This window comes from Burkholderia sp. Tr-20390 (assembly GCF_017104595.1).
Lineage (GTDB): Bacteria > Pseudomonadota > Gammaproteobacteria > Burkholderiales > Burkholderiaceae > Burkholderia.
Map to the genome: position 1 here is coordinate 1 of NZ_JAAGPC010000085.1, position 22,003 is coordinate 22,003.

The window sequence follows — 22,003 nt, forward strand, 5'->3', positions numbered from 1 at the left end:
TGGTGAGCTGCAAGGCGCGCTCGCGAGCGTGGCGAGCCTGATCGGCGTCGCGGGGCCGCTGGTCGTCACCGCGACCTATGCGGCGACCCGCGCGATGTGGCCGGGGCTCGTCTGGGCAGCAGCCGCGCTGCTTTATCTGCTTGTCCCGCCATTGCTGGCCGGTGCGCGGCCGGCGGGCGCGGCACGGCCGTCCGCATGAGCGTCGGCGCGCACCGCCGCGCTCACTGCGCGAGCGTCACGAGATTCGCGTCGCGCACGAGCTGCCAACGGCCATCGGCCTTGCGGAAGATCGTCAGCGTATGGCCCGACCGGCGGATCGTCTCGCCGCCCGGCGGGGTCGCCTCGATCTCGATGAAATTGCGCATGTACGCCCAGTCGCCCAGCACGCGCAGTTCGTCGATCCGGTAACGGCCGTCGATCTTCGGCGCGTTGCCGCCCCCGGCGTTCGCGTCGCGCGACGCGGCTGCAAACGCCGCCTTGTCGAACGGCGGCTTGCCGGCCACCATGAAGATCGCGTCGTCGGCGATCAGGTCGAGCACCGTTGCCAGGTCGCCACGCCGGCTCGACACGAACCAGTTGTCCACGAGCTCACGGATCGCGCGTTCGTCTTCGGTCATCGTCGTCCCTCCTTCATCGGCGCGCGCCCGTACGCCACGCAACGCCCGAAAAAAAACCGCCCGGATCGACTCCGGGCGGCTTTCCTTGCTGCATCTGCTGCATCTGCTGCAGGCAGTGCGTCAGACCACGACCGTCTGCGCCTCGCCTTCGCGGGTCGCACGCACGGTGCCGATCTTCCACACCTGTTCGCCAGCGGCGGTCAGGTCGGCGATCGCTGCGTCGGCATCGGCCGCCGACACGATCACGGCCATGCCGATGCCGCAGTTGAACACGCGGTGCATTTCGGCATCGGCGACACCGCCGTGCTCCTGCAGCCACTTGAACAGCGGCGGCAGCGGCCATGCGTTCTGGTCGAGCTCGGCGGTGAGGCCTTCGCGCAGCACGCGCGGAATGTTCTCGACGAGACCGCCGCCCGTGATGTGCGCCATGCCCTTCACCGACAGCTTCTGCATCAGCGCGAGCAGCGGCTTCACGTAGATGCGGGTCGGCGCCATCAGCGCGTCGGCCAGCGAGCGGCCGTGGAAATCGGCCGACAGGTCGGGGTTCGCGCGCTCGATGATCTTGCGCACGAGCGAGAAGCCGTTCGAGTGGATGCCGCTCGATGCGAGGCCCAGCACCACGTCGCCTTCGGCGATCGTGCTGCCGTCGATGATCTTGCTCTTCTCGACCGCGCCGACCGCGAAGCCGGCCAGGTCGTATTCGCCGTCCGGGTACATGCCCGGCATTTCGGCCGTTTCACCGCCGATCAGCGCGCAGCCCGACAGTTCGCAACCCTGCGCGATGCCCTTGACGACCGTTGCCGCGGTGTCGACGTCGAGCTTGCCGCACGCGAAGTAGTCGAGGAAGAACAGCGGCTCGGCGCCCTGCACGAGGATGTCGTTCACGCTCATCGCGACGAGATCCTGGCCGACGGTGTCGTGTTTGTTCAGATGAAACGCCAGCTTGAGCTTGGTGCCGACGCCGTCGGTGCCCGATACGAGCACGGGCTCCTTGTACTTCTTCGGCACCTCGAACAGCGCGCCGAACCCGCCGATGCCGCCGAGCACGCCGTCGCGCAGGGTTTTCTTCGCAAAAGGCTTGATCTTGTCGATGAGTGCGTCGCCCGCGTCGATGTCGACACCTGCGTCGCGATAGGACAGACCCTGAGCGTCGGGAGCGGATTTCGGAGGATTCATGGGGGAATGCGAGAAGGTCGGTAAAATGCGATTTTACCCGAAGCCGGCCCGTTGGCCGGAATTCCCAGCACTGAATCGTCAGGGATTGCATCTTGGTCAACACGTCCCCGTTTTCATCGCCGAGCGAACCGCGCCGAAACCGGCGTGGCGCCGTGCGTGCGGCCGCGCGTGAAGCCCGTGAAGATGCGGTTCCCGGCGCGTGCCCGGCGTACGGCGCGCGTATTTTCAACCGACCCGCATTGTGACTGTTGTGTCTCGTCAACTGACGCTCGATCTCGGCACGCCGCCGCCCGCCACGTTCGACAACTTCATCATGAACGAGGAGAACGACGAGCTCATCTCGCGCCTGCAGAAGCTCGACCTCGCGCTCGCGGCGGGCCCCGTGCCGGACCGGTCGTTCTACATCTGGGGCGAGCCCGGCTGCGGCCGCACCCATCTGCTGCAGGCGCTCGTGAGCGACGCGTCGTACGGCTATGCGCGCTACCTGACGCCGCAGAGCCCGCTCGGCGCGTTCACGTTCGACCCGCGCATCGGCATCTACGCGATCGACGATTGCGACCGGATGAGCGACACGCAGCAGGTCGCGCTGTTCAACCTGTTCAACGAAGTGCGCGCGCACCCGTCGAGCGCGTTCGTCGCGGCGGGCCCCGCGGCGCCGCTCGCGCTCGACGTGCGCGAGGATCTCCGCACGCGCCTCGGCTGGGGGCTCGTGTTCCACCTGTCGCCGCCGTCCGACGCCGGCAAGATCGCCGTGCTCAAGCTCGCGGCGAAGGAGCGCGGAATCGCGCTCACCGACGACATCGCCGCCTACCTGCTGACCCATTTCCGCCGCGACATGCCGAGCCTGATGGCGCTGCTCGACGCGCTCGACCGCTTCTCGCTCGAGCAGAAACGCGCCGTCACGCTGCCGTTGCTGCGCCGCATGCTGGCGCGTCCCGGCGACGACATCACACCACCGGGCACGGGCCCGAACCGCTTCGAGTAAAATGCGCTTCCATGACTAATCTGGCACTCTTTGACCTCGATCACACGCTGATCCCGACCGATAGCGACCACGAATGGGGCCGCTTCATGGTGAAGCTCGGCATCGTCGACGCGGAAAGCTTCTCGCGTCAGAACGATCAGTTCTTCGCCGACTACAAGGCCGGCAAGCTCGACATCCACGCGTACCTCACGGCGATGATCACGCCGCTCGCGAAGTATTCGCGCGCGCAGCTGGCCGAATGGCACGATCAGTACATGCACGAGGTGATCCGGCCCGCCATGACACCCGCGGCACTCGAGCTCGTGCGCAAGCACCTCGATGCGGGCGACCTGTGCTGCGTCGTGACGGCGACCAACGAATTCATCACGCGCCCGATCGCGTCCGCGTTCGGCGTCGACACGCTGATCGCCTGCGAGGTCGAAACGACCGACGGGCATCCCGATTCGCCGTACACGGGCCGGCCGACCGGCACGCCGAGCTATCGCGAAGGCAAGATCGTGCGGACCGAAGCGTGGCTCGCGTCGCTCGGCAAGCAATGGAGCGACTTCCCGCACACCTATTTCTACAGCGACTCGCACAACGACATCCCGTTGCTCGAGAAAGTCACCGACCCGATCGCGACCAACCCTGACGACACGCTGCGTGCGCATGCAAGCAACCGCGGCTGGCGCATCCTCGATCTCTTCTGAACGTCGTGATCAAAAAATTCATCCGCAAGCTGCTCGGCCAGGACGAAACCGAGCAAACGTCTCCCGCAACGGCCCCGGCCGACGAAGCGGCCCCGGCTACCCCGCGCGCCCCGAAGGGCGCCCGCGGCGGCGGCGCGAAGAAACCGCGCAGCAACCATGAACCGACCGTCGTGCCGGCCAGCGTGCACGGCATCAACCCGGCGCTGATCTCGAAGAATGCCGTGCGCGTGACCGACACGCTGCAGCAGGCGGGCTTCCGTGCCTTCATCGTCGGCGGCGCGGTACGCGACCTGCTGCTCGGCATCGCGCCGAAGGACTTCGACGTCGCGACCGACGCCACGCCGACCGAGGTGCAGCGCCTGTTCCGCCGCGCACGCCTGATCGGCCGCCGCTTCCAGATCGTGCACGTGCAGTTCGGCCAGGAGCTGATCGAGGTGTCGACGTTCCGCGCGCTGGTCGATGCGCCGCCCGAGGCGGCCGCCGCCGAGCCGCCGAAGCGCCTGAAGCGCGACGAACTCGATCGCCGCACGCACGCGGTGGACGCGAGCGGCCGCGTGCTGCGCGACAACGTGTGGGGCGAGCAGCACGAAGACGCCGCGCGCCGCGACTTCACGATCAACGCGATGTACTACGATCCGTCGACGCAGACGGTGCTCGACTACCACGACGGGATGGCCGACGTGCGCGCCCGCCTGTTGCGGATGATCGGCGATCCGGCCACGCGCTTCCGCGAGGATCCGGTGCGGATGCTGCGCGTCGTGCGCTTTGCAGCCAAGCTCGGTTTCGAAATCGAGCCGCATACGCGCGAACCGATCAACGCGCTCGCCGACCTGATCAACAACGTGCCGGCCGCGCGCCTCTTCGACGAAATGCTGAAGCTGCTGCTGTCGGGCCACGCACTCGCGTGCCTGCAGCGGCTGCGCAAGGAAGGCCTGCACCACGGGCTGCTGCCGCTGCTCGACGTCGTGCTCGAACAGCCGCAGGGCGAGAAGTTCATCACGCTCGCGCTGAACAACACCGATGCACGCGTGCGCGCCGGCAAGCCGGTCTCGCCGGGCTTCCTGTTCGCGACGCTGCTGTGGCACGACATGCGCCAGCGCTTCGAGCAATACACGGCCGAAGGCGAAATCCCGGTGCCGGCGCTCCATCGCGCGATGGACGACGTGCTCGACATGCAGACCGAGAAACTCGCGATCCACAAGCGTTACTCGGCCGACATGCGCGAGATCTGGGGCCTGCAGCTGCGCCTCGAGAAACGCTCGGGCCGCAGCGCGATGCGGCTGCTGGAACACCAAAGGTTTAGAGCGGGGTATGATTTCCTCCTGTTACGCTGCGAATCCGGCGAGCTCGATATGGAAGTCGGACAGTGGTGGACGGATTTCATCGAAGGCGACGCGGCCGCTCGCGAGGCATTGCTCACGCAGGGCGGCACGAAGGAAAAATCGCCCCGCAAGCGGCGCCGCCGCGGCGGCGTGCGAAACCGCAAGCCGGGTGAAGGTGCCGCCGAGCCGGCACCGGACGCCTCGAGCGGTTCCGACGACTGACGCGCTCGCCGGCGAACGACGTAGGAAGTGATGCCATGACGGTTGCATATATCGGACTGGGGGCGAATCTCGGCGATGCGCGCCAGACCCTGAAGGACGCGGTGGTGTGCCTTGCGCAGCAGCGCACCATCTCGATCCTCGGCAAATCGAGCCTGTATCGCACGGCGCCCTTCGAAGCGGGCGGCGACGACTACTACAACTGTGTCGTCAAGCTCGACACGACGCTGTCGGCCCGCGAGCTGCTCGCGCTGTGCCAGAAGATCGAACATCACTTCGGCCGCGAGCGCCCGTATCGCAACGCGCCGCGCACGCTCGATCTCGACATCCTGCTGTTCGGCGACGATTCGATCGACGAGCCCGACCTGATCGTCCCGCACCCGCGCCTCACCGACCGCGCGTTCGCACTCGTGCCGCTCGTCGAGATCGAGCCGGCACTCGACATCCCCGCGCGCGGCCGGGCCGACGCGTTCCTCGCCGCCGTCGCGGACCAGCGCGTCGAGAAGGTGCAGACCTGCCAGTGCCTGATGCAGAAGGCGCTCGCTGCCAGCGAAGACGCCGACAAGAACCGCTGCCGATGACCCCGACTCCCCTCACCGTCACCGCGCCCGACCTGCGCGCCCCGCACCGCTATCTCGTGATCGAAGGCCCGATCGGCGTCGGCAAGACGACGCTCGCGCGCCTGCTCGGCGAACGCTGGTCGATGCAGACGCTGCTCGAGCGCCCGCAGGACAACCCGTTCCTCGAACGCTTCTATCGCGACACCGCACGCTACGCGCTGCCCGTGCAGTTGTCGTTCGCGCTGCAGCGCGCGCAGCAGGCACGCGAGCTGATCGGTGCGCTCGACACGGGCCGCCCGGTCATCGCCGATTTCATGCCGCAGAAGAACGACATCTTCGCGCGGCTGAACCTGCCGGAAGACGAGTGGCAGCTCTACCGCTCGGTCGCGACGCACGTGGACGTGCCGCAGGCACCGTCGCCCGACCTCGTCGTCTACCTGCAGGCGAGCCCCGAAGTGCTGTTCTCGCGCATCCAGAAGCGCGGGCTGCCGATGGAGCTGCAGATCAGCGATGCATACCTGCGCTCGCTCGTCGACGCGTACAACGAATTCTTCTACCACTACGACCGCACGCCGGTGCTGACGGTCGCCGCGGAACACCTGAATCCGCTGGATTCCCCCGAAGATCTCGCCCTGCTGGTCGAGCGCATCGAGACGATGCGCGGCCGCAAGGAATTCTTCGTCAAGGGCGAGACGACGCGCTGACGCGTCCTCGCCTGTCGTTCCTCACCCATTCGAACCGGATTTCCCATGACCTATCTCCAGGAATCGAGCCGGCCTGCCGTCACGGTGCCCAAGCTGCAGGCAATGCGCGACGCCGGCGAGAAGATCGCGATGCTCACCTGCTACGACGCGAGCTTTGCCGCACTGCTCGACCGTTCGGGCGTCGACGTGCTGCTGATCGGCGATTCGCTCGGCAACGTGCTGCAGGGCCACACGACCACGCTGCCCGTGTCGCTCGACGACATCGCGTATCACACCGCCTGCGTCGCCCGCGCGCAGCCGCGCGCGCTGATCATGGCCGACCTGCCGTTCGGCACGTACGGCACGCCGGCCGAGGCATTCGCAAGCAGCGTCAAGCTGATGCGCGCCGGTGCGCAGATGGTCAAGCTCGAAGGCGGCGAATGGCTCGCCGAGACGGTCCGCTTCCTCGTCGAGCGCGCGGTGCCCGTGTGTGCGCACGTGGGCCTCACGCCGCAGTCGGTGCATGCGTTCGGCGGCTTCAAGGTGCAAGGCAAGACCGAAGCCGGTGCGGCGCAACTGCTGCGCGACGCGCGTGCGGTCGAAGCGGCCGGTGCGCAGGTCGTCCTGCTCGAAGCCGTGCCGACGCTGATCGGTTCCGAGGTCACGCAGATGCTGCGCGTGCCGACGATCGGCATCGGTGCAGGCGCCGACTGCTCGGGCCAGGTGCTCGTGCTGCACGACATGCTCGGTGTGTTCCCCGGCAAGCGGCCGCGCTTCGTGAAGGATTTCATGCAGGGCGAGCCGAACATCCAGGCGGCCGTCGAAGCGTACGTGCGCGCGGTGAAGGACGGTTCGTTCCCCGGCCCCGAGCATTCGTTCTGACGTCCGGCGCGGTGCCGGCGATGCGTTCGCCGGCACTTCGATGAAAAAAACGCGGCGCCCTTTGCGGGGCGCCGCGTTTTTTCTTTCTCACGCTGCCGGCAGCGGTCGATTATCCGCCGGTTACTTCAGTACCGCGTCGAGCGCGCCGCGCAGCGCATTGGTCAGCAGCAGCGCCTCCGCACGCGCGAGATCGTCGCGAGTCACGACCCGCTCGGTCGCGCCGAACGCACGATCGTCGAGCAGCACGCCACGCATCACGCCCGGCAGCACGCCGGACTCGAGCGGCGGCGTCACCCACTGGCCATCGAGCTTCACGAACAGGTTCGAGCGCCCGCCTTCCGTCACCTCGCCGCGCTCGTTGACGAACAGCATGTCGAAGCCGCCGAGCGCCTCCGCCGCCTGCCACGCGCGATCGTATTCGGCGCGGCGCGTGGTCTTGTGCAGCAGCAGCGCATCGCCCGCACGGGTCGGCGCGAAGCCGTGCGCGGGCGCCAGCAGCACGCCGACCGGCCCCGCCGGCAGCGGCTTGAGCGGCGCCGTGATGATCTCGATCGTGCCGTCCTTCGCGATCACGAGCTTCATCCGGTAAGCGCAGTCGCCATCGAGCGCCGCGCAGCGCGCGTCGATCTCGCGACGCAATGCGTCGGCATCGAAGCGGAAGCCGAATGCATCCGCGCTGCGCTGCAGCCGCGCGAGATGGCGATCGAGATGCCGGATGCCGTCCGCACGCGTGGCGGCCGTCGTTTCGAACAGCTGGAAGCCGGGATCGGCGTCCGTCAGGAATCGCGCTTTCAATTCGCACTCCGCATATTCGTCGGCCGCGACGCTGTCGAGCACGATGCCCGCGCCGACGCCCATCGTGCCGCGGCGCCGGCCGGCGATTACCGTTGCCGGATGGCGTGCTTCGGCATCCGTCGCACCTTCGCAGTCAGCGCCTTCGCTGGCAGCATCGAGCGTCAGCGTACGGATCGCAACCGACAGGCAGAAATCACCGCAACCGGCCAGGCGATCGCCCGGCGCGTCGGAATCGGCGCGTTGCTTCGCAGCGTCAAGCCAGCCGATCGCGCCCGTATAGAGCCCGCGCGGCGTCGACTCGATCGCGTCGATCAGTTCCATCGTCTTGTGCTTCGGCGCGCCCGTGATCGATCCGCACGGAAACAGCGCACGCAGCATCTGCGCGAACGTCGTCCCGTCGCGCCAGCCGGCCTCGACCGTCGACGTCATCTGCCACACCGACGCATACGGCTCGACGGAGAACAGCGCCGGCACGCGGACCGTGCCGGTGCGCGCGATCCGCGACACGTCGTTGCGCAGCAGGTCGACGATCATCACGTTTTCCGCGCGGTTCTTCGGATCGTTCGCGAGGAACGTAGCCGCCGCCGCATCGTCGCGAGGGTTGGCCGAACGCGGTGCCGTGCCCTTCATCGGCCGCGCGCGCAGCACGTCGCCGTGCTTCTCGACGAACAGCTCGGGCGAGCACGACACGACCCACGGTCCGTCGGGCAACGCGATCAGCGCGCCGTAGCGCACGGGCTGGCGCGCGCGCAGCCGCCGGTACAGCGAGAGCGGCGTGCCGAATACATCGAAGTTCAGCCGGTACGTGTAGTTGACCTGATACGAATCGCCCGCGCGCAGCGCGTCGTGCACCGCGGCGATCGCCGCATCGAACGCATCGCGCGACACGCTCTTTTCGACATGCGCGACGCCCGCGATCGACGGCGCGCCGCCGCCATCCTGCTGCGCGAGCCACGCGTCGACTTCGTCGCACGACAGGCGCTCGCAGCGCGCAAACAGCAAAAAGCGCAGCGGGGCATGGCCCGGCTGCGCTCGTTGCAGGTTGCATCCGAATTCGTAGTCGCCGACGACGACCGCATGCAGCCCGTCGCGCAGATCCTGCGCCACCGCCGCGTCGACCTCGTCGAGCCGAGCCGGATCCGTGCACACGCGTTCGCGCACGAACACCGAATACAAACGACTCGACCGCGCGAGCGCGGTCGAGTCGCAATCGTCCAAGAGCGCGAATGACGCGCTCTCGTTGCCTTCAGTCATGCTGTTACTCGAGTTACTCGAAGAAGCTCTTCACACGGTCGAACCAGCTCTTGCTCTGCGGGCTGTGACGCGCGCCGCCCTCGGCCAGCGATTTCTCGAACTGCTTGAGCAGGTCGCGCTGGTTGTCGGTCAGCTTCACCGGCGTCTCGACCTGCACGTGGACGTACAGATCGCCCGCGATGCTCGAACGCAGCCCCTTGATGCCCTTGCCGCGCAGGCGGAACGTCTTGCCCGACTGCGTGCCCTCCGGCACCGGGAACGACGCACGGCCGGCCAGCGTCGGCACCTCGATCTCGCCGCCGAGTGCGGCGGTCGTGAACGGGATCGGCATCTGGCAGTGGAGATCGTCGCCGTCGCGCTCGAACACCGAATGCGGCTTGATGTGGATCTCGACGTACAGGTCGCCCGGCGGCCCGCCGTTGATGCCCGGCTCGCCGTTGCCGGCCGAGCGGATCCGCATCCCGTCGTCGATCCCGGCCGGGATCTTCACTTCGAGCGTCTTGGTTTCCTTCACCTTGCCCGACCCGTGGCAATGCACGCACGGCTCGGGAATGTAGGTGCCCGTGCCGTGGCACTTCGGGCAGGTCTGCTGGATGCTGAAGAAGCCCTGCGACATGCGCACCGTGCCCTGGCCGTGACAGGTCGGGCAGGTTTCCGGCTTCGTGCCGGGCTTCGCACCCGACCCGTGGCAAACCTCGCACGACACCCAGCTCGGCACGCGGATCTGCGTGTCGTAGCCGTGTGCGGCCTGCTCGAGCGTGATTTCCATGCTGTAGCGCAAGTCGGCGCCGCGATACACCTGCGGGCCGCCACGGCCGCCGCGCGCGGCGCCGCCCGCCGCCTGGCCGAAGATGTCGCCGAAGATGTCGCCGAACGCGTCCGCGAAGCCGCCGAAGCCCTGTGCGCCCGCACCGCCCATGTTCGGATCGACGCCCGCGTGGCCGTACTGGTCGTACGCTGCCCGCTTCTGGCCGTCCGACAGCATTTCATAGGCTTCCTTCACCTCCTTGAAATGCTCTTCCGCATCCTTGCTGTCCGGATTGCGGTCAGGGTGATACTTCATCGCAAGCTTGCGATACGCCTTCTTGATTTCGTCGTCGCTCGCATTCTTCGCGACGCCCAGAACCTCGTAGTAATCCCGTTTCGCCATATCGATTCACTGTGCCGCCACGCATCGCGCACGCGGCGGCTCCTTTCGCCTGCAGTAAAGTCTCTCGACTCGTCTGGCGCTGCGCCCGCCGCGGACGGCGCGTGCAGCACCCGCCAAAAAACAAATGTGCCCGGAGGGCCGCGAAGCCCGCCAGGCGTGGAGTCGATCCGGCCATCCGGAAGGAAAGACAGACCGCTTGTCAGCCAACCCGTCAGCCGCGCCGCGCGCGGGTGGCGCGCGGCGTGCGGCACCGGGGCAACCCGGCTTAGTCCTTCTTCACTTCCTTGAACTCGGCGTCGACGACATCGTCGGCAGCCTGTTGCGCACCGCCCGCGTGGGCCGCGCCTTCCGCTGCGCCCGCCGCACCGGCCGCCCCTGCTTGCTGGGCTTGCATGTCGGCGTACATCTTTTCGCCGAGCTTCTGCGACACCTTGCCGAGCTCCTCGACCTTCGCGTCGATCGCAGCCTTGTCGGCCGACGAGTCCTTCAGGACTTCCTCGAGCGACTTCAGCGACGCTTCGATGGCTTCCTTCTCGCCCGCGTCCAGCTTGTCGCCGTACTCGGTCAGCGCCTTCTTCGTGCTGTGGACCAGCGCGTCGCCCTGGTTGCGCGAATCAGCCAGCTCGCGCAGCTTGTGATCTTCCGCTGCGTTCGCTTCCGCGTCCTTGATCATCTGGTCGATTTCAGCCTCGGACAGACCCGAGTTCGCCTTGATCGTGATCTTGTTTTCCTTGCCGGTCGCCTTGTCCTTCGCGCCGACGTGCAGGATGCCGTTCGCGTCGATGTCGAAGGTCACTTCGATCTGCGGCACGCCGCGCGGTGCCGGCGGGATGCCCTCGAGGTTGAACTCGCCGAGCAGCTTGTTGCCGGCTGCCATTTCGCGTTCGCCCTGGAACACCTTGATCGTCACGGCGCCCTGGTTGTCGTCCGCCGTCGAGTACACCTGGGCATGCTTCGTCGGGATCGTCGTGTTCTTGCTGATCATCTTCGTCATCACGCCGCCGAGCGTCTCGATGCCGAGCGACAGCGGGGTCACGTCGAGCAGCAGCACGTCCTTGCGGTCGCCCGACAGGACCTGGCCCTGGATCGCCGCGCCGACTGCGACGGCTTCGTCCGGGTTCACGTCACGGCGCGGATCCTTGCCGAAGAATTCCTTCACCTTCTCCAGCACCTTCGGCATGCGCGTCTGGCCGCCGACCAGGATCACGTCGTCGATGTCCGACACCTTGACGCCTGCGTCCTTGATCGCGATGCGGCACGGTTCGATCGTGCGCTCGACGAGGTCTTCCACCAGCGCTTCCAGCTTCGCGCGGGTGATCTTCAGGTTCAAGTGCTTCGGGCCCGACGCGTCAGCCGTGATGTACGGCAGGTTGATTTCGGTCTGCTGGCTCGACGACAGCTCGATCTTCGCCTTTTCAGCGGCTTCCTTCAGGCGCTGCAGCGCGAGCACGTCCTTCGACAGGTCGACGCCCTGCTCCTTCTTGAACTCGCCGATGATGTAATCGATGATGCGCTGGTCGAAGTCTTCGCCGCCGAGGAACGTGTCGCCGTTGGTCGACAGCACTTCGAACTGCATTTCGCCGTCGACGTCCGCGATTTCGATGATCGACACGTCGAACGTACCGCCGCCGAGGTCATACACGGCGATCTTGCGGTCGCCCTTCTCGGCCTTGTCGAGGCCGAACGCGAGCGCAGCCGCGGTCGGCTCGTTGATGATCCGCTTGACTTCGAGGCCCGCGATGCGGCCGGCGTCCTTGGTTGCCTGGCGCTGGCTGTCGTTGAAGTACGCCGGCACCGTGATCACGGCTTCCGTGACCGGCTCGCCGAGGTAGTCTTCGGCCGTCTTCTTCATCTTGCGCAGCACTTCCGCCGACACTTGCGGCGGCGCGAGCTTCTCGCCGTGTGCCTCGACCCATGCATCGCCGTTGTCGGCCTTGATGATGGCGTACGGCATCAGGCCGATGTCCTTCTGGACTTCCTTCTCTTCGAAGCGGCGGCCGATCAGGCGCTTCACGGCGAACAGCGTGTTCTTCGGGTTGGTCACCGACTGGCGCTTGGCCGGTGCGCCGACCAGCACTTCGTTGTCGTCCATGTAGGCGATGATCGACGGCGTGGTGCGCGTGCCTTCCGAGTTCTCGATGACCTTGACCTGGTTGCCTTCCATGATGGCGACGCACGAGTTCGTGGTGCCGAGGTCAATACCGATGATCTTTCCCATTTTTTCCTAATCTCCAGAAATGCTTGTTTGCTGCGCAAAACCCCGCGTTTTGTGGCGGTTTCGCGCGCCAGAATTCAACTCTGTTCCCGAAATGCGTCCGTCCGGTTCGTTTTCAAGACCCGACGTGCGATGCGGATATTAAATTTTTTCAATCGCTGCCGGCTAGCGGATCGCCGCCCGCCGCGGCGATTTTCGCGCGTGCCGCCGACACCGCTGCCTGGAACTGCGCGAGGCCATGCCAGCCCGTCGCGCGGCCGAGCCGCTTGCCGCGGTGGAAGAAGAACCACGTCGGCACGCCGTGCAGCCCGAAGCGGCGCCCCAGCTGGTGGTGTTCGTACACGTTGCAATGGAACCACTTCAGGTCCAGCGCGCGGATCGCGTCGGGCTGGGCGAGCATCGCCTTCTTCGCGATCTCGCAGTTGAAGCAGTCGACGCCCCAGAAGAACACCACCGCGAGCGCATCGCCCGCGCCGTCGATCGCCGCGTCGAACGTGCCGGCGTCCAGCGCCTGCATGTCGAACGCGTCGAACGCGGCCGGATCGACGCCGGCTGGCAGCATCGCGACGGCCTTACTTCGGCTGCGCGACGGTGACGAGCGCCGGACGCAGCACGCGGTCGGCGATCATGTAGCCCTTTTGCAGCACGGTGACGACGGTGTTCGGCTCCTGGTCGGCCGGCACCATCGAAATGGCCTGGTGCTGGTGCGGATCGAACTTCTCGCCAACCGGGTTCAGCGCGACGACGCGGCCCTTCTCGAGCGCGCTCGTCAGCTGGCGCAGCGTCAGCTCGACGCCTTCGCGCACCTTCGCGATGTCGCCGGACGTATCGTTGACGGCCGCTTCCAGGCTGTCCAGCACGGGCAGCAGGTGCTCCGCAAAGCTCTCGATCGCGAACTTGTGCGCCTTCGAGACGTCGTCCTGCGCGCGGCGGCGGACGTTCTCGGTTTCGGCCTTCGCCCGCAGGAAGCTCTCCTGCAGCTCGGCGACCTTGGCTTGAGCCTCCGCGAGCGCCGCGTCGGCTGCTTCGGCGGCGGGAGCAGCGCCTTGCGCCGCCTGCTTCTCGCTGCCGATCTCTTCGGCCGATTGGGATGCCGGGTTCTCTTGCGTGTTTTCCATGTCGCTGAAAGTCGATTAGAGGTTGAAGCCAAATCGGCAACCGCCGGACCGTATATCCGGTGGCACCGCACATTGCTGGTGCAAATAAGGGTGAAAACGACGATTTCAAGAGGGTTATTCGCCGGCATTCTCCAATACCGCGAAACAACCGCGCGTCACGCCGGGGCATCGGCCGCATAGTCCGCCAGATCGGGCGAAACGGCCGGTAACAACGCTTACCCGGCAAGTACTAGCTTGGCACAGGCCCGCTGCACTACACTCCACTCAAGCGTCGGAAAAGCGTGTTTACCCCTAGCTGACTGACGCCTGACATCCACCTGGCGCCGTTTTCACCCTTCTTCTCGAGGGGAGTACCATGAAACTGACGTTTGCGATCTCGGTGGTCGCGCTGGTACTCATTGCCGGCACCACCACCATCTGCCTGTCGGGAGCCGTCACCGACCGCACGACCGAATACGGAAGCGCGCGGGCGACATTCGACCAGATGTTCAGCTCCCACCAGAAAATCTGTCGATGATGCGCCGGTCGCGCTTCGTCGGCCGGCCGTGCAATTCGGCTGCCGGCTCGCGATACGTGCGGCGCCGCTCCAGTTCGGCGAGCCGCGCGGCCCGCCCCGCTTCCGTCTCCGCGTAAAGCGTCTGCGCGACGCTCGCCGGCCCGCGCACGTCGCACACGCCAAGCACGGCAACGTGCCAGACGATGCCGTCGATCGCAATCTCGACCTCGTCGCCCACCCGCACTTCCTTCGCCGGCTTGACCGCCGCGCCGCCAATCTTCACGTGCCCCTTGTCGACCGCATCGGTCGCGAGCGAGCGCGTCTTGAAGAACCGGGCCGCCCACAGCCATTTGTCGATGCGCAGCTTCGCGCCCGGCTCGGTCGAAATCTTGTAATTCATCGCGCTCAACTCACCGTTTCGGGCTGCGCGGCCTTGACCGGCCAGCCCTGCAGATTCTCGGCGACGATCTCGCCGAGCGCGCCGATCCACGCGGATGCGCCATTCAGGCACGGAATCCGGTGGAACGCCTTGCCGCCGCCGGCGAGGAACTCGTCGCGCACCTCCATGCCGATCTCCTCGATCGTCTCCAGGCAGTCGGCCGTGAAACCGGGACAGAACACGTCGGCCCGCCGCACGCCGGCCTCGCCGAACTCGCGCAGCGTCGGCGCGGTGTAAGGCTGCAGCCATTCGGCCTTGCCGAAACGCGACTGGAACGTGACGCGGCATTCGGTCGTCGACAGCCCGAGCGCGGCCATCAGCAGCGCGCCTGTCTGCTGGCATTGGTCGTGATAGGGGTCGCCGAGGTCGAGCGTGCGCTTCGGCACGCCGTGAAAGCTCAGCACGAGCTTGTCGCCGGCCGCGAAATCGGGCCGGCCGTGCTGCGCCCAATACTGGCGCACCTGCTCGGCCAGCGCATGGATATAGGCCGGATGGTCGGCGTAGTGCCGCACCGTGCGCACCTCGGGCTGGTTGCGCATGCGCGCGAGCGCGTGGAAGGCGGCGTCGAACGCCGTGGCGGTGGTCGACGCCGAGTATTGCGGATACATCGGCATCAGCAGCACGCGCTCGACGCCCGCCCGCTTGAACTGCGCGAGCGCGTGCGAAATGTTCGGGCTGCCGTAGCGCATCGCATAGTCGACCATCACGTGATAGCCGTTCGACGTGAGCAGATGCCGCACGCTGTCGGTCTGGCGCTCCGTGTACACGCGCAGCGGCGAGCCCTCGGGCATCCAGACCGCCGCGTATTTCTTCGCGGACGCCCGGCCGCGCAGCGGCAGGATGAGCGTGCGCAGCAGCACCTGCCAGACGGCCTGCGGAATCTCGACGACCCGCGGATCCGACAGGAATTCGGCCAGGTAGCGCCGCACCGCGCGCGGTGTCGGGGCGTCGGGCGTGCCGAGATTGATCAGCAGCACACCGATGCGATGGGCAGCCGCGGTGCTCGAAGGCGGCTCAAGATCGAAACGCATGGGCAATTACGTGCTCGGGGCACGGGACCGGACGGCTCTCAATTATAGCGGGCCGCTCCGCGCCGGTCGGCTGGCCGTTCGGCCGACTGCCGGCACACGCGGTGCCGCGGCACGATGACGGGGCAGGATCGGGCTAGCGACCGCAGGCTACTGCTGGCTCAGCGTGAGCGACAGCAGGCGCGCGGTGATGTCGACGATCGGTATCACGCGGTTGTACGCCATGCGGGTCGGGCCGATCACGCCGAGCGTGCCGACGATCTGCCCGTTCACCTCGTAAGGCGCGGTAACGACGCTCATTTCCTCGATCGGCACGAGCGTCGATTCGCCGCCAATGAAGATCTGCACGCCCTGGGCGTGGCTCGACACGTCGAGCAGTTGCAGGAGGCCCGTCTTTTGGTCGAATACGTCGAACAGCTTGCGCAGTCGCGCCATGTCGGACGAGAGATCCGCCACTTCGAGCAGGTTGCGCTCGCCGGAAATCAGCACGGTGTCCTCGGTGTCGGGCACCTCGGTGCTGGCCGTCACGGCGGCGTGCATCAGCGCGGTCATGTCGCCGCGCAACTGGTCGATCTCGTCGCGCAGGCGGCGGCGCACCTCGTCGAACGACAGGCCGGCGAAATGCGCGTTGATGTAGTTGGACGCCTCGGTCAGTTGCGACGGCGAGTAATCGCGCGGCGTCGCGAGCATCCGGTTCTGCACGTCGCCCTCGGGCGTGACGATGATCAGCAGGATGCGCTTGTCCGACAGGCGCATGAACTCGATCTGCTTGAACACGTGGCTGCGGCGCGGCGTCAGCACCACGCCCGCGAACTGCGACAGGTTCGACAGCACGCTCGCGGCGGCCGCCACCACCCGCTGCTGCGGCTCGCCGGCCTGCAGCGTGTTCTGCACCTGCCGCGCGACGGCTTCGGCGTCGATCGGCGCCTCGACCGTCAGCATCGTGTCGACGAACAGCCGGTAGCCGCGCGGCGTCGGCACGCGGCCGGCCGACGTGTGCGGGCTCGACACGAGGCCGAGCTCCTCCAGGTCGGACATCACGTTGCGGATCGTTGCCGGGCTCAGCTCGAGCCCGGAGTAACGGGACAACGTGCGCGATCCGACTGGCTGACCGTCGGCGATATACCGTTCGATCAGGGTTTTCAGGAGGGTTCGTGCGCGAGGATCTAGCATGGTGGAAAATTTTAGCGCAACCGCGCGACCGCGGCGAGTGGCGTCGGCTACCGTTGCGCGGGCCGGCCCGATCCGGCCCCGACCGCGCACAGCCGGTTCTTTTCGTCAACGAGCTATGGTGTAATGCCGGCATGAAAACCGGTAATCAGTTCAACACTGTCGCGCTCGTCGGCCGGAGCAACACGCCGAACATCGCCGAGCCGCTCGCCACGCTGGCCGCCTGCGTCGCCAAGCGGGGCTTCGAGGTCGTCTTCGAAGCCGAGACCGCGCGCGAGATCGGCATCACCGGCTACCCGGCGCTGACGCCGGCCGAAATCGGGGCGCGTGCCGATGTGGCGGTCGTGCTGGGCGGCGACGGGACGATGCTCGGCATCGGCCGTCAGCTCGCGCCGTACAAGACACCGCTGATCGGGATCAACCACGGGCGGCTCGGCTTCATCACCGATATCGCGGCGGCCGACATGCAGGCGCTCGTCCCGGTGATCCTGTCGGGCAAGTTCGAGCGCGAGGAGCGCGCGCTGCTCGAGGCCCGGATCATGCGCGACGGCGAACCGATCTACCACGCGCTCGCCTTCAACGACGTCGTCGTGAACCGCAGCGGCTTCTCCGGGATGGTCGAGCTGCGCGCATCGGTCGACGGCCGGTACATGTACAACCAGCGTTCGGACGGCCTGATCGTCGCCACGCCGACCGGCTCGACCGCTTACGCGCTGTCGTCGGCCGGCCCGATCCTCCATCCGCAGCTGGCGGGCATCGTGCTCGTGCCGATCGCGCCGCACGCGCTGTCGAACCGGCCGATCGTGCTGCCCGACGATTCGAAAATCGCGATCCAGATCGTCGGCGGGCGCGACGTCAACGTGAACTTCGACATGCAGTCGTTCACCGCGCTCGAACTGAACGACACGATCGAGGTGCGCCGCTCGAAGCACACGGTGCCGTTCCTGCACCCGATCGGCTACAGCTACTACGCGACGCTGCGCAAGAAGCTGCACTGGAACGAACACGCCTCGAACGAAGACGACAAGGCGTCCTGACGCCGCTCTGCCCGACACCATGCTCCGCCACCTCTCGATCCGCGACTTCGTCATCGTCGCCGCGCTCGATCTCGAATTCGACAGCGGCTTTTCCGTCTTTTCCGGTGAAACCGGCGCCGGGAAATCGATCCTGATCGACGCCCTCGCCCTCGCGCTCGGCGAACGTGCCGACGCGAGCGTCGTGCGCACCGGCTGCAGCCGCGCCGACATCACCGCCGAGTTCACGCCGCACGACCGCGTCGCGCGCTGGCTCGACGAACACGCGTTCGACACCGAGGACACCGTGATGCTGCGCCGCGTGATCGATGCGAACGGCCGGTCGCGCGCGTTCATCAACGGCACCAGCGCGACGCTCGCGCAGCTGCGCGAGCTCGGCGAGATGCTCGTCGACATCCACGGCCAGCATGCGCACCAGCTGCTGATGCGGCCGGATGCGCAGCGCGAGCTGTTCGATACGCACGCGGGGCTCGTCGCCGAGGCCGCGAACGTCGCGCGCGCATGGCGCGTGTGGCGCGACGCGACGCAGGCGATCGACGCTGCAAAAGCGCACGAGCGCGAGCTGCAGCTCGAACGCGAAAAGCTCGCCTGGCAGCTCGCCGAACTCGACAAGCTCGCGCCGCAGCCCGGCGAATGGGACGAAGTCAGCAACGAACACAAGCGCCTGTCGCATTCGGCGAACCTGATCGAAGGCGTGCGCGGTGCGCTCAACGCGCTGTCGGAGTCCGACGACGCGATGCTCGCGCAGCTCGGCGCGATCGTGTCGAAGCTGCGCAGCCTCGCCGACTACGACACCTCGCTCGGCGACGCGCTCGCGTCGCTCGAACCGGCCGAGATCCAGTTGCAGGAAGCCGTCTATTCGCTGCAGCACTATGCGCAGCGCGTCGATCTCGATCCCGAACGGCTCGCGCAGGTCGAAACGCGTCTCGATGCGCTGCACTCGACCGCGCGCAAGTTCCGCTTGCCGCCCGACACGCTGCACGAAGAACACGCGGCACGCCGCGCGCAGCTCGCCGCGCTCGATGCGGCGGCCGATCTCGGCGCGCTCGTGGCGGCGCAGGCCAAGGCGCGGGAAGCCTATCTCGCCGACGCCAAACACCTGTCCAAGGCACGCGCGCAGGCCGCCAAGGCGCTCGGCACGGCCGTCACGGCCGGCATGCAGGAACTGTCGATGGCGGGCGGGAGCTTCGAGGTCGCGCTCGTGCCGCTCGCCGACGGCGGCCCGCACGGGCTCGAGCAGGTCGAATTCCGGGTCGCCGGGCACCCCGGCGTGCCGCTGCGGCCGCTCGCGAAGGTGGCGTCGGGCGGCGAGCTCGCGCGGATCAGCCTCGCGCTCGCGGTGATCGCCAGCGCGGCAAGCCCGACGCCGACGCTGATCTTCGACGAAGTCGATACGGGGATCGGCGGCGGCGTCGCCGAAGTGGTCGGCCGCCTGCTGCACCAGCTCGGGCGCGATCGCCAGGTGCTGTGCGTGACGCACCTGCCGCAGGTCGCCGCGCGCGGTGATCACCACTACCAGGTCGCAAAAGGCGCCGACGACCGTGGCGGTACGGTGTCGACCGTCGTCGCGCTCGACCGCGCCAACCGGATCGAGGAAGTCGCGCGGATGCTCGGCGGGCTCGAGATCACGGCGACCACGCGCAAGCACGCGAAGGAAATGCTCGCCGCATAAGGCATCGGATACGCGAAACAGCACGCTCGGCCAACGTGAAAACGTAAAAAAGGCCGTTCCGGGTAATACCGGAGCGGCCTTTTGATAGGTTCCGACTTATCCGACGCGCTTCGCGGCACGACGAACCGACCGGGTGGCACCAGATCGAACGGCACGCGGCACGCGCCAGCGCGGTCGCCCGCGCCGGCACCTCGCCGTGCCTACTTGCCCTTGCACATCGCATGCATGTTCGCGACACCCTTCTCGCGCCATGCGCCCCACTCACCGCCCGTCCCCGGCACATCGCCGAGCACCCACCAGCCGTTGAGCCAGGTCTTGCCGGCGTGGCTGACCTCGTGGCACGGCGTCGCGTAGGTCTTCTTCTTGTCCCAGGCCGGCGCGCCCGTGGCCACGTCGGCACGCACCATGACGCCATGCGTCGCCACCGCACTGCGGTTCTGCGCATCGGTCACGGTCAGCTTCACGTCGTAGCGCTGCGCCTGCGTCGCCTTCGGCGCAACGAACGACGCATTCGCACCCTGCTGGTCGATCGCGAGTCCTGCCGGCGCGGTCCACGCATACTTCAGCCCCTTGCCGGTCGACCCTGCGCCGGACAACGCAACGGTCGCGCCACCGTCGACCGTCGCCGGCCCGCTGATCGCGGCCCGCGGCGGCGGGACGATTTCCTGCGCCTTCACCTTGACGACATGCGACGCCTGCGCCGTGTAGCCCTTGTCATTGGTCACGGTCAGATCGAAGGCGTAATCGCGGTCCTGTCCAAGCGCGGGTGCAACGAACTTCAGTTCCGCGCCGTTCGGTTTCGCATCGATGCCGGCCGGGGCCGTCCACGCATGGCGCAACTGCTCGCCGATCGACGACGCGCCCGACAACACGACCGTCGCGCCCGCGTTCGCCTGTTGCGGGCCGATGACGGCCGCCTGCGGCAGCAGCACCCCGTCGTTCTTCACCTCGACCACCGCGCCGTTCGGCCCGACCGACTTGACGGTGACGATCTTGCCCGACAGCGTGTCGTGCAACGCATGACCCGGCATCAGCGGCGCGTCCTTCATGCCCTGCGCACTGCCCGGCGTCGCATCGACCAGCGTATTGGCCAGCACATTGCCGGCGTGTGCGACGGTTCGCACGATCACGCCATTGACGAACGGGTCGTCGGACTTCCAGTTGTCGAAGCCGGGCTGCGGCTGGCGAAACTCGAGCCACAGCGTCGAGCCGTCGGCGCGCGCCAGACGGTACGCCTTCGCACCCGACGCTTTGCCCCACAGCGGCGCGAGTTGGTACGTGCCCTCGCCCTTGATCTCGGGCACGTCGGCTTCGGTCAGCCAGCCTCTGAGCAACTGGTAGCTCGCCGGATACAAACGCCGGCCACCGCCGCCCATCGTGTCGGACGGATCGTCGACTCCACCCGCACGGCACGCGCTGCCCACCTCGACCGTGCCGCCCGGCGTCGGGCAGTTGACGAGCGAGCCCGGATGCCGCGCGCCCAGGCTGTGACCGAATTCGTGGGACCACATCCAGTAACCCTGGCCGCTCGCGTTCGACAGGATCCAGTTGCCGGGCATCGCCGCCAGGCCGGCCCAGTCGCAGCTGCTCATTTTCGGCAGTTCGACGAACAGGTAGTCGAACTTGTCCGGGTTCACACCGCGGGCGAACGCCGCGCTGCGCGCCGCCGCGCGCAGCGCGCCGGAATCGCAACTGCCCGGGCGGTCGCCCAGGTTGACGCTGTCGAGCGTCTGACCATGCAACGTCAGCTTGCCGTGCGACGCGACCTCGACATAACGCCGCAGCGACGAATAGTCGTCGCCGTCGCCGAACACCGCCTTGCGCACCACTTCGCTATCGGCCGGTTGGGAATCGTTGAAGTGCGTGATCATCAGCAACGCCGACTTGTCGCCGAGCAGCGGGCGCTGCGACGGCGCGATCGATGCGGACGACCGCCAGACCGACGCCGGCTGGCCGCGCAGGTTCTGCATCGCGACGCCGGCGCTCCCTTCCCGCGGCGCCAGCACTTCGTTGGATCGGCCGGTGTTGACCCGGTACCGGTTGCCGAACGACACGCGGCCGTCGATGCCGATGTCGGCCCGCCAGTCGCGCATCGTCTGGTCGCCCTCGCTGCAGACGCCGACCGACACGCGCCCCATGCCGTTGTCGCCGGTGGCCGAATGCAGGCACATCTTCGTGCCGCGTGCCGCGCTCGCGCCGGCGTTGATGATGCGCTGGAAGCCGTCGCGCGGCTCGAAGGTCCAGTCCTGCGCGGCGCTGCCGTCGCATGCCGCGAACACGGCCGCGTTGTCGGCCGGCTGCCAGGCCAGGCACTGGCCATCGCCACGCGACAGGTTCTTCAGCGGGGTGGAAGCCGTTTCCGCTGCACCAGCGGAAACGGAGAACAGTCCAGCGACGGCCGCGGACAGCGCCGTCGTGGCAAGAGAGTAGCGGATAGGTTTCAAGATGAGTTGAGATCGCTTGTGGCGCACACGGCACCGGTTGAACGGAAAGCCGGAT

The 22,003-nt window shown here is 67.3% G+C and carries 20 protein-coding genes and 1 pseudogene; 10 read left to right on the forward strand and 11 right to left on the reverse strand.

Features of this window, described 5'->3' with window-relative positions:
* Positions 1-199: pseudogene (locus tag G3N98_RS22230) on the forward strand (tetracycline resistance MFS efflux pump); the annotation flags it as partial.
* A 22-nt stretch (positions 200-221) separates the two neighbouring features.
* Here the strand turns inward: G3N98_RS22230 and G3N98_RS22235 are convergent.
* Together G3N98_RS22235 and purM are read right to left on the reverse strand one after the other, a co-directional pair.
* The gene (locus tag G3N98_RS22235; RefSeq protein WP_206149241.1) at positions 222-617 is read right to left on the reverse strand and encodes an SgcJ/EcaC family oxidoreductase; all 396 of its coding nucleotides are present in this window, start codon (positions 615-617) and stop codon (positions 222-224) included.
* Positions 618-737: 120 nt separating this feature from the next.
* Positions 738-1,793, reverse strand: a complete 1,056-nt coding sequence (purM, locus tag G3N98_RS22240; RefSeq protein WP_006484927.1) for a phosphoribosylformylglycinamidine cyclo-ligase — start codon at positions 1,791-1,793, stop codon at positions 738-740.
* Between the two features lie 250 nt (positions 1,794-2,043).
* On the opposite strand from purM, the gene hda reads away from it, so the two are divergent.
* Genes hda through panB form a run of 6 tightly spaced genes read left to right on the forward strand, consistent with a single transcriptional unit; the run spans position 2,044 to position 7,133 of the window.
* Entirely contained in the window at positions 2,044-2,778 is a 735-nt protein-coding gene (gene hda / locus G3N98_RS22245; RefSeq protein ID WP_006484992.1) for a DnaA regulatory inactivator Hda, read from the forward strand.
* Between the two features lie 11 nt (positions 2,779-2,789).
* Positions 2,790-3,467 (forward strand): HAD family hydrolase, encoded by a 678-nt coding sequence (locus tag G3N98_RS22250; protein ID WP_089424564.1) that lies wholly within the window; start codon positions 2,790-2,792, stop codon positions 3,465-3,467.
* 5 nt (positions 3,468-3,472) lie between these two features.
* Complete coding sequence (gene pcnB, locus G3N98_RS22255) at positions 3,473-5,011, forward strand: polynucleotide adenylyltransferase PcnB (protein WP_206149242.1); 1,539 nt, start codon at positions 3,473-3,475, stop codon at positions 5,009-5,011.
* A 35-nt stretch (positions 5,012-5,046) separates the two neighbouring features.
* Entirely contained in the window at positions 5,047-5,589 is a 543-nt protein-coding gene (gene folK, locus G3N98_RS22260; RefSeq protein ID WP_011351029.1) for a 2-amino-4-hydroxy-6-hydroxymethyldihydropteridine diphosphokinase, read from the forward strand.
* Positions 5,586-6,272, forward strand: a complete 687-nt coding sequence (locus G3N98_RS22265) for a deoxynucleoside kinase (RefSeq protein ID WP_089424561.1) — start codon at positions 5,586-5,588, stop codon at positions 6,270-6,272. The genes folK and G3N98_RS22265 overlap by 4 nt, the downstream gene beginning before the upstream one ends.
* 45 nt (positions 6,273-6,317) lie before the next feature.
* Complete coding sequence (gene panB, locus G3N98_RS22270; protein WP_089424560.1) at positions 6,318-7,133, forward strand: 3-methyl-2-oxobutanoate hydroxymethyltransferase; 816 nt, start codon at positions 6,318-6,320, stop codon at positions 7,131-7,133.
* 120 nt (positions 7,134-7,253) lie between these two features.
* Here the strand turns inward: panB and G3N98_RS22275 are convergent, their stop codons facing one another.
* From G3N98_RS22275 to grpE, 5 genes are all read right to left on the reverse strand, one after another.
* Positions 7,254-9,182 carry a bifunctional anthranilate synthase component I family protein/class IV aminotransferase gene (locus G3N98_RS22275; RefSeq protein WP_206149243.1) on the reverse strand — a complete coding sequence of 643 codons (1,929 nt, stop codon included), beginning with the start codon at positions 9,180-9,182 and terminating at the stop codon, positions 7,254-7,256.
* Between the two features lie 13 nt (positions 9,183-9,195).
* Positions 9,196-10,332: a molecular chaperone DnaJ gene (gene dnaJ, locus G3N98_RS22280; RefSeq protein ID WP_089430628.1), complete on the reverse strand. Its 1,137-nt coding sequence runs from the start codon at positions 10,330-10,332 to the stop codon at positions 9,196-9,198.
* A gap of 265 nt (positions 10,333-10,597) precedes the next feature.
* On the reverse strand, positions 10,598-12,550 hold the full coding sequence (gene dnaK, locus G3N98_RS22285) for a molecular chaperone DnaK (RefSeq protein WP_089424556.1): 1,953 nt from the start codon (positions 12,548-12,550) through the stop codon (positions 10,598-10,600).
* 148 nt (positions 12,551-12,698) lie between these two features.
* Entirely contained in the window at positions 12,699-13,109 is a 411-nt protein-coding gene (locus G3N98_RS22290) for a thioredoxin family protein (protein ID WP_206149244.1), read from the reverse strand.
* Positions 13,110-13,119: 10 nt separating this feature from the next.
* A complete protein-coding gene (grpE, locus tag G3N98_RS22295) occupies positions 13,120-13,665 on the reverse strand; it encodes a nucleotide exchange factor GrpE (protein ID WP_089424554.1) in 546 nt (181 codons plus the stop codon).
* 355 nt (positions 13,666-14,020) lie between these two features.
* Between grpE and G3N98_RS22300 the strand changes: the two genes are divergently transcribed.
* The gene (locus G3N98_RS22300; protein ID WP_006476841.1) at positions 14,021-14,182 is read left to right on the forward strand and encodes a hypothetical protein; all 162 of its coding nucleotides are present in this window, start codon (positions 14,021-14,023) and stop codon (positions 14,180-14,182) included.
* Here the strand turns inward: G3N98_RS22300 and G3N98_RS22305 are convergent.
* The 3 genes from G3N98_RS22305 to hrcA all read right to left on the reverse strand — a co-directional run bounded on the left by G3N98_RS22305 (position 14,154) and on the right by hrcA (position 16,801).
* The gene (locus G3N98_RS22305; RefSeq protein ID WP_206149245.1) at positions 14,154-14,561 is read right to left on the reverse strand and encodes an RNA-binding S4 domain-containing protein; all 408 of its coding nucleotides are present in this window, start codon (positions 14,559-14,561) and stop codon (positions 14,154-14,156) included. The two genes, G3N98_RS22300 and G3N98_RS22305, sit on opposite strands and share 29 nt — an antisense overlap.
* Before the next feature lie 5 nt (positions 14,562-14,566).
* Positions 14,567-15,631, reverse strand: a complete 1,065-nt coding sequence (gene hemH, locus G3N98_RS22310; protein ID WP_206149246.1) for a ferrochelatase — start codon at positions 15,629-15,631, stop codon at positions 14,567-14,569.
* Between the two features lie 147 nt (positions 15,632-15,778).
* The gene (gene hrcA / locus G3N98_RS22315) at positions 15,779-16,801 is read right to left on the reverse strand and encodes a heat-inducible transcriptional repressor HrcA (protein WP_031399637.1); all 1,023 of its coding nucleotides are present in this window, start codon (positions 16,799-16,801) and stop codon (positions 15,779-15,781) included.
* Positions 16,802-16,932: 131 nt separating this feature from the next.
* On the opposite strand from hrcA, the gene G3N98_RS22320 reads away from it, so the two are divergent.
* Entirely contained in the window at positions 16,933-17,835 is a 903-nt protein-coding gene (locus G3N98_RS22320; RefSeq protein ID WP_089424551.1) for an NAD kinase, read from the forward strand.
* A 19-nt stretch (positions 17,836-17,854) separates the two neighbouring features.
* On the forward strand, positions 17,855-19,504 hold the full coding sequence (recN, locus tag G3N98_RS22325; protein ID WP_206149247.1) for a DNA repair protein RecN: 1,650 nt from the start codon (positions 17,855-17,857) through the stop codon (positions 19,502-19,504).
* Between the two features lie 200 nt (positions 19,505-19,704).
* On the opposite strand, the gene G3N98_RS22330 is transcribed toward recN, so the two are convergent.
* Positions 19,705-21,948 (reverse strand): carbohydrate-binding protein, encoded by a 2,244-nt coding sequence (locus tag G3N98_RS22330; protein WP_241026031.1) that lies wholly within the window; start codon positions 21,946-21,948, stop codon positions 19,705-19,707.
* Positions 21,949-22,003: the final 55 nt, after the last annotated feature.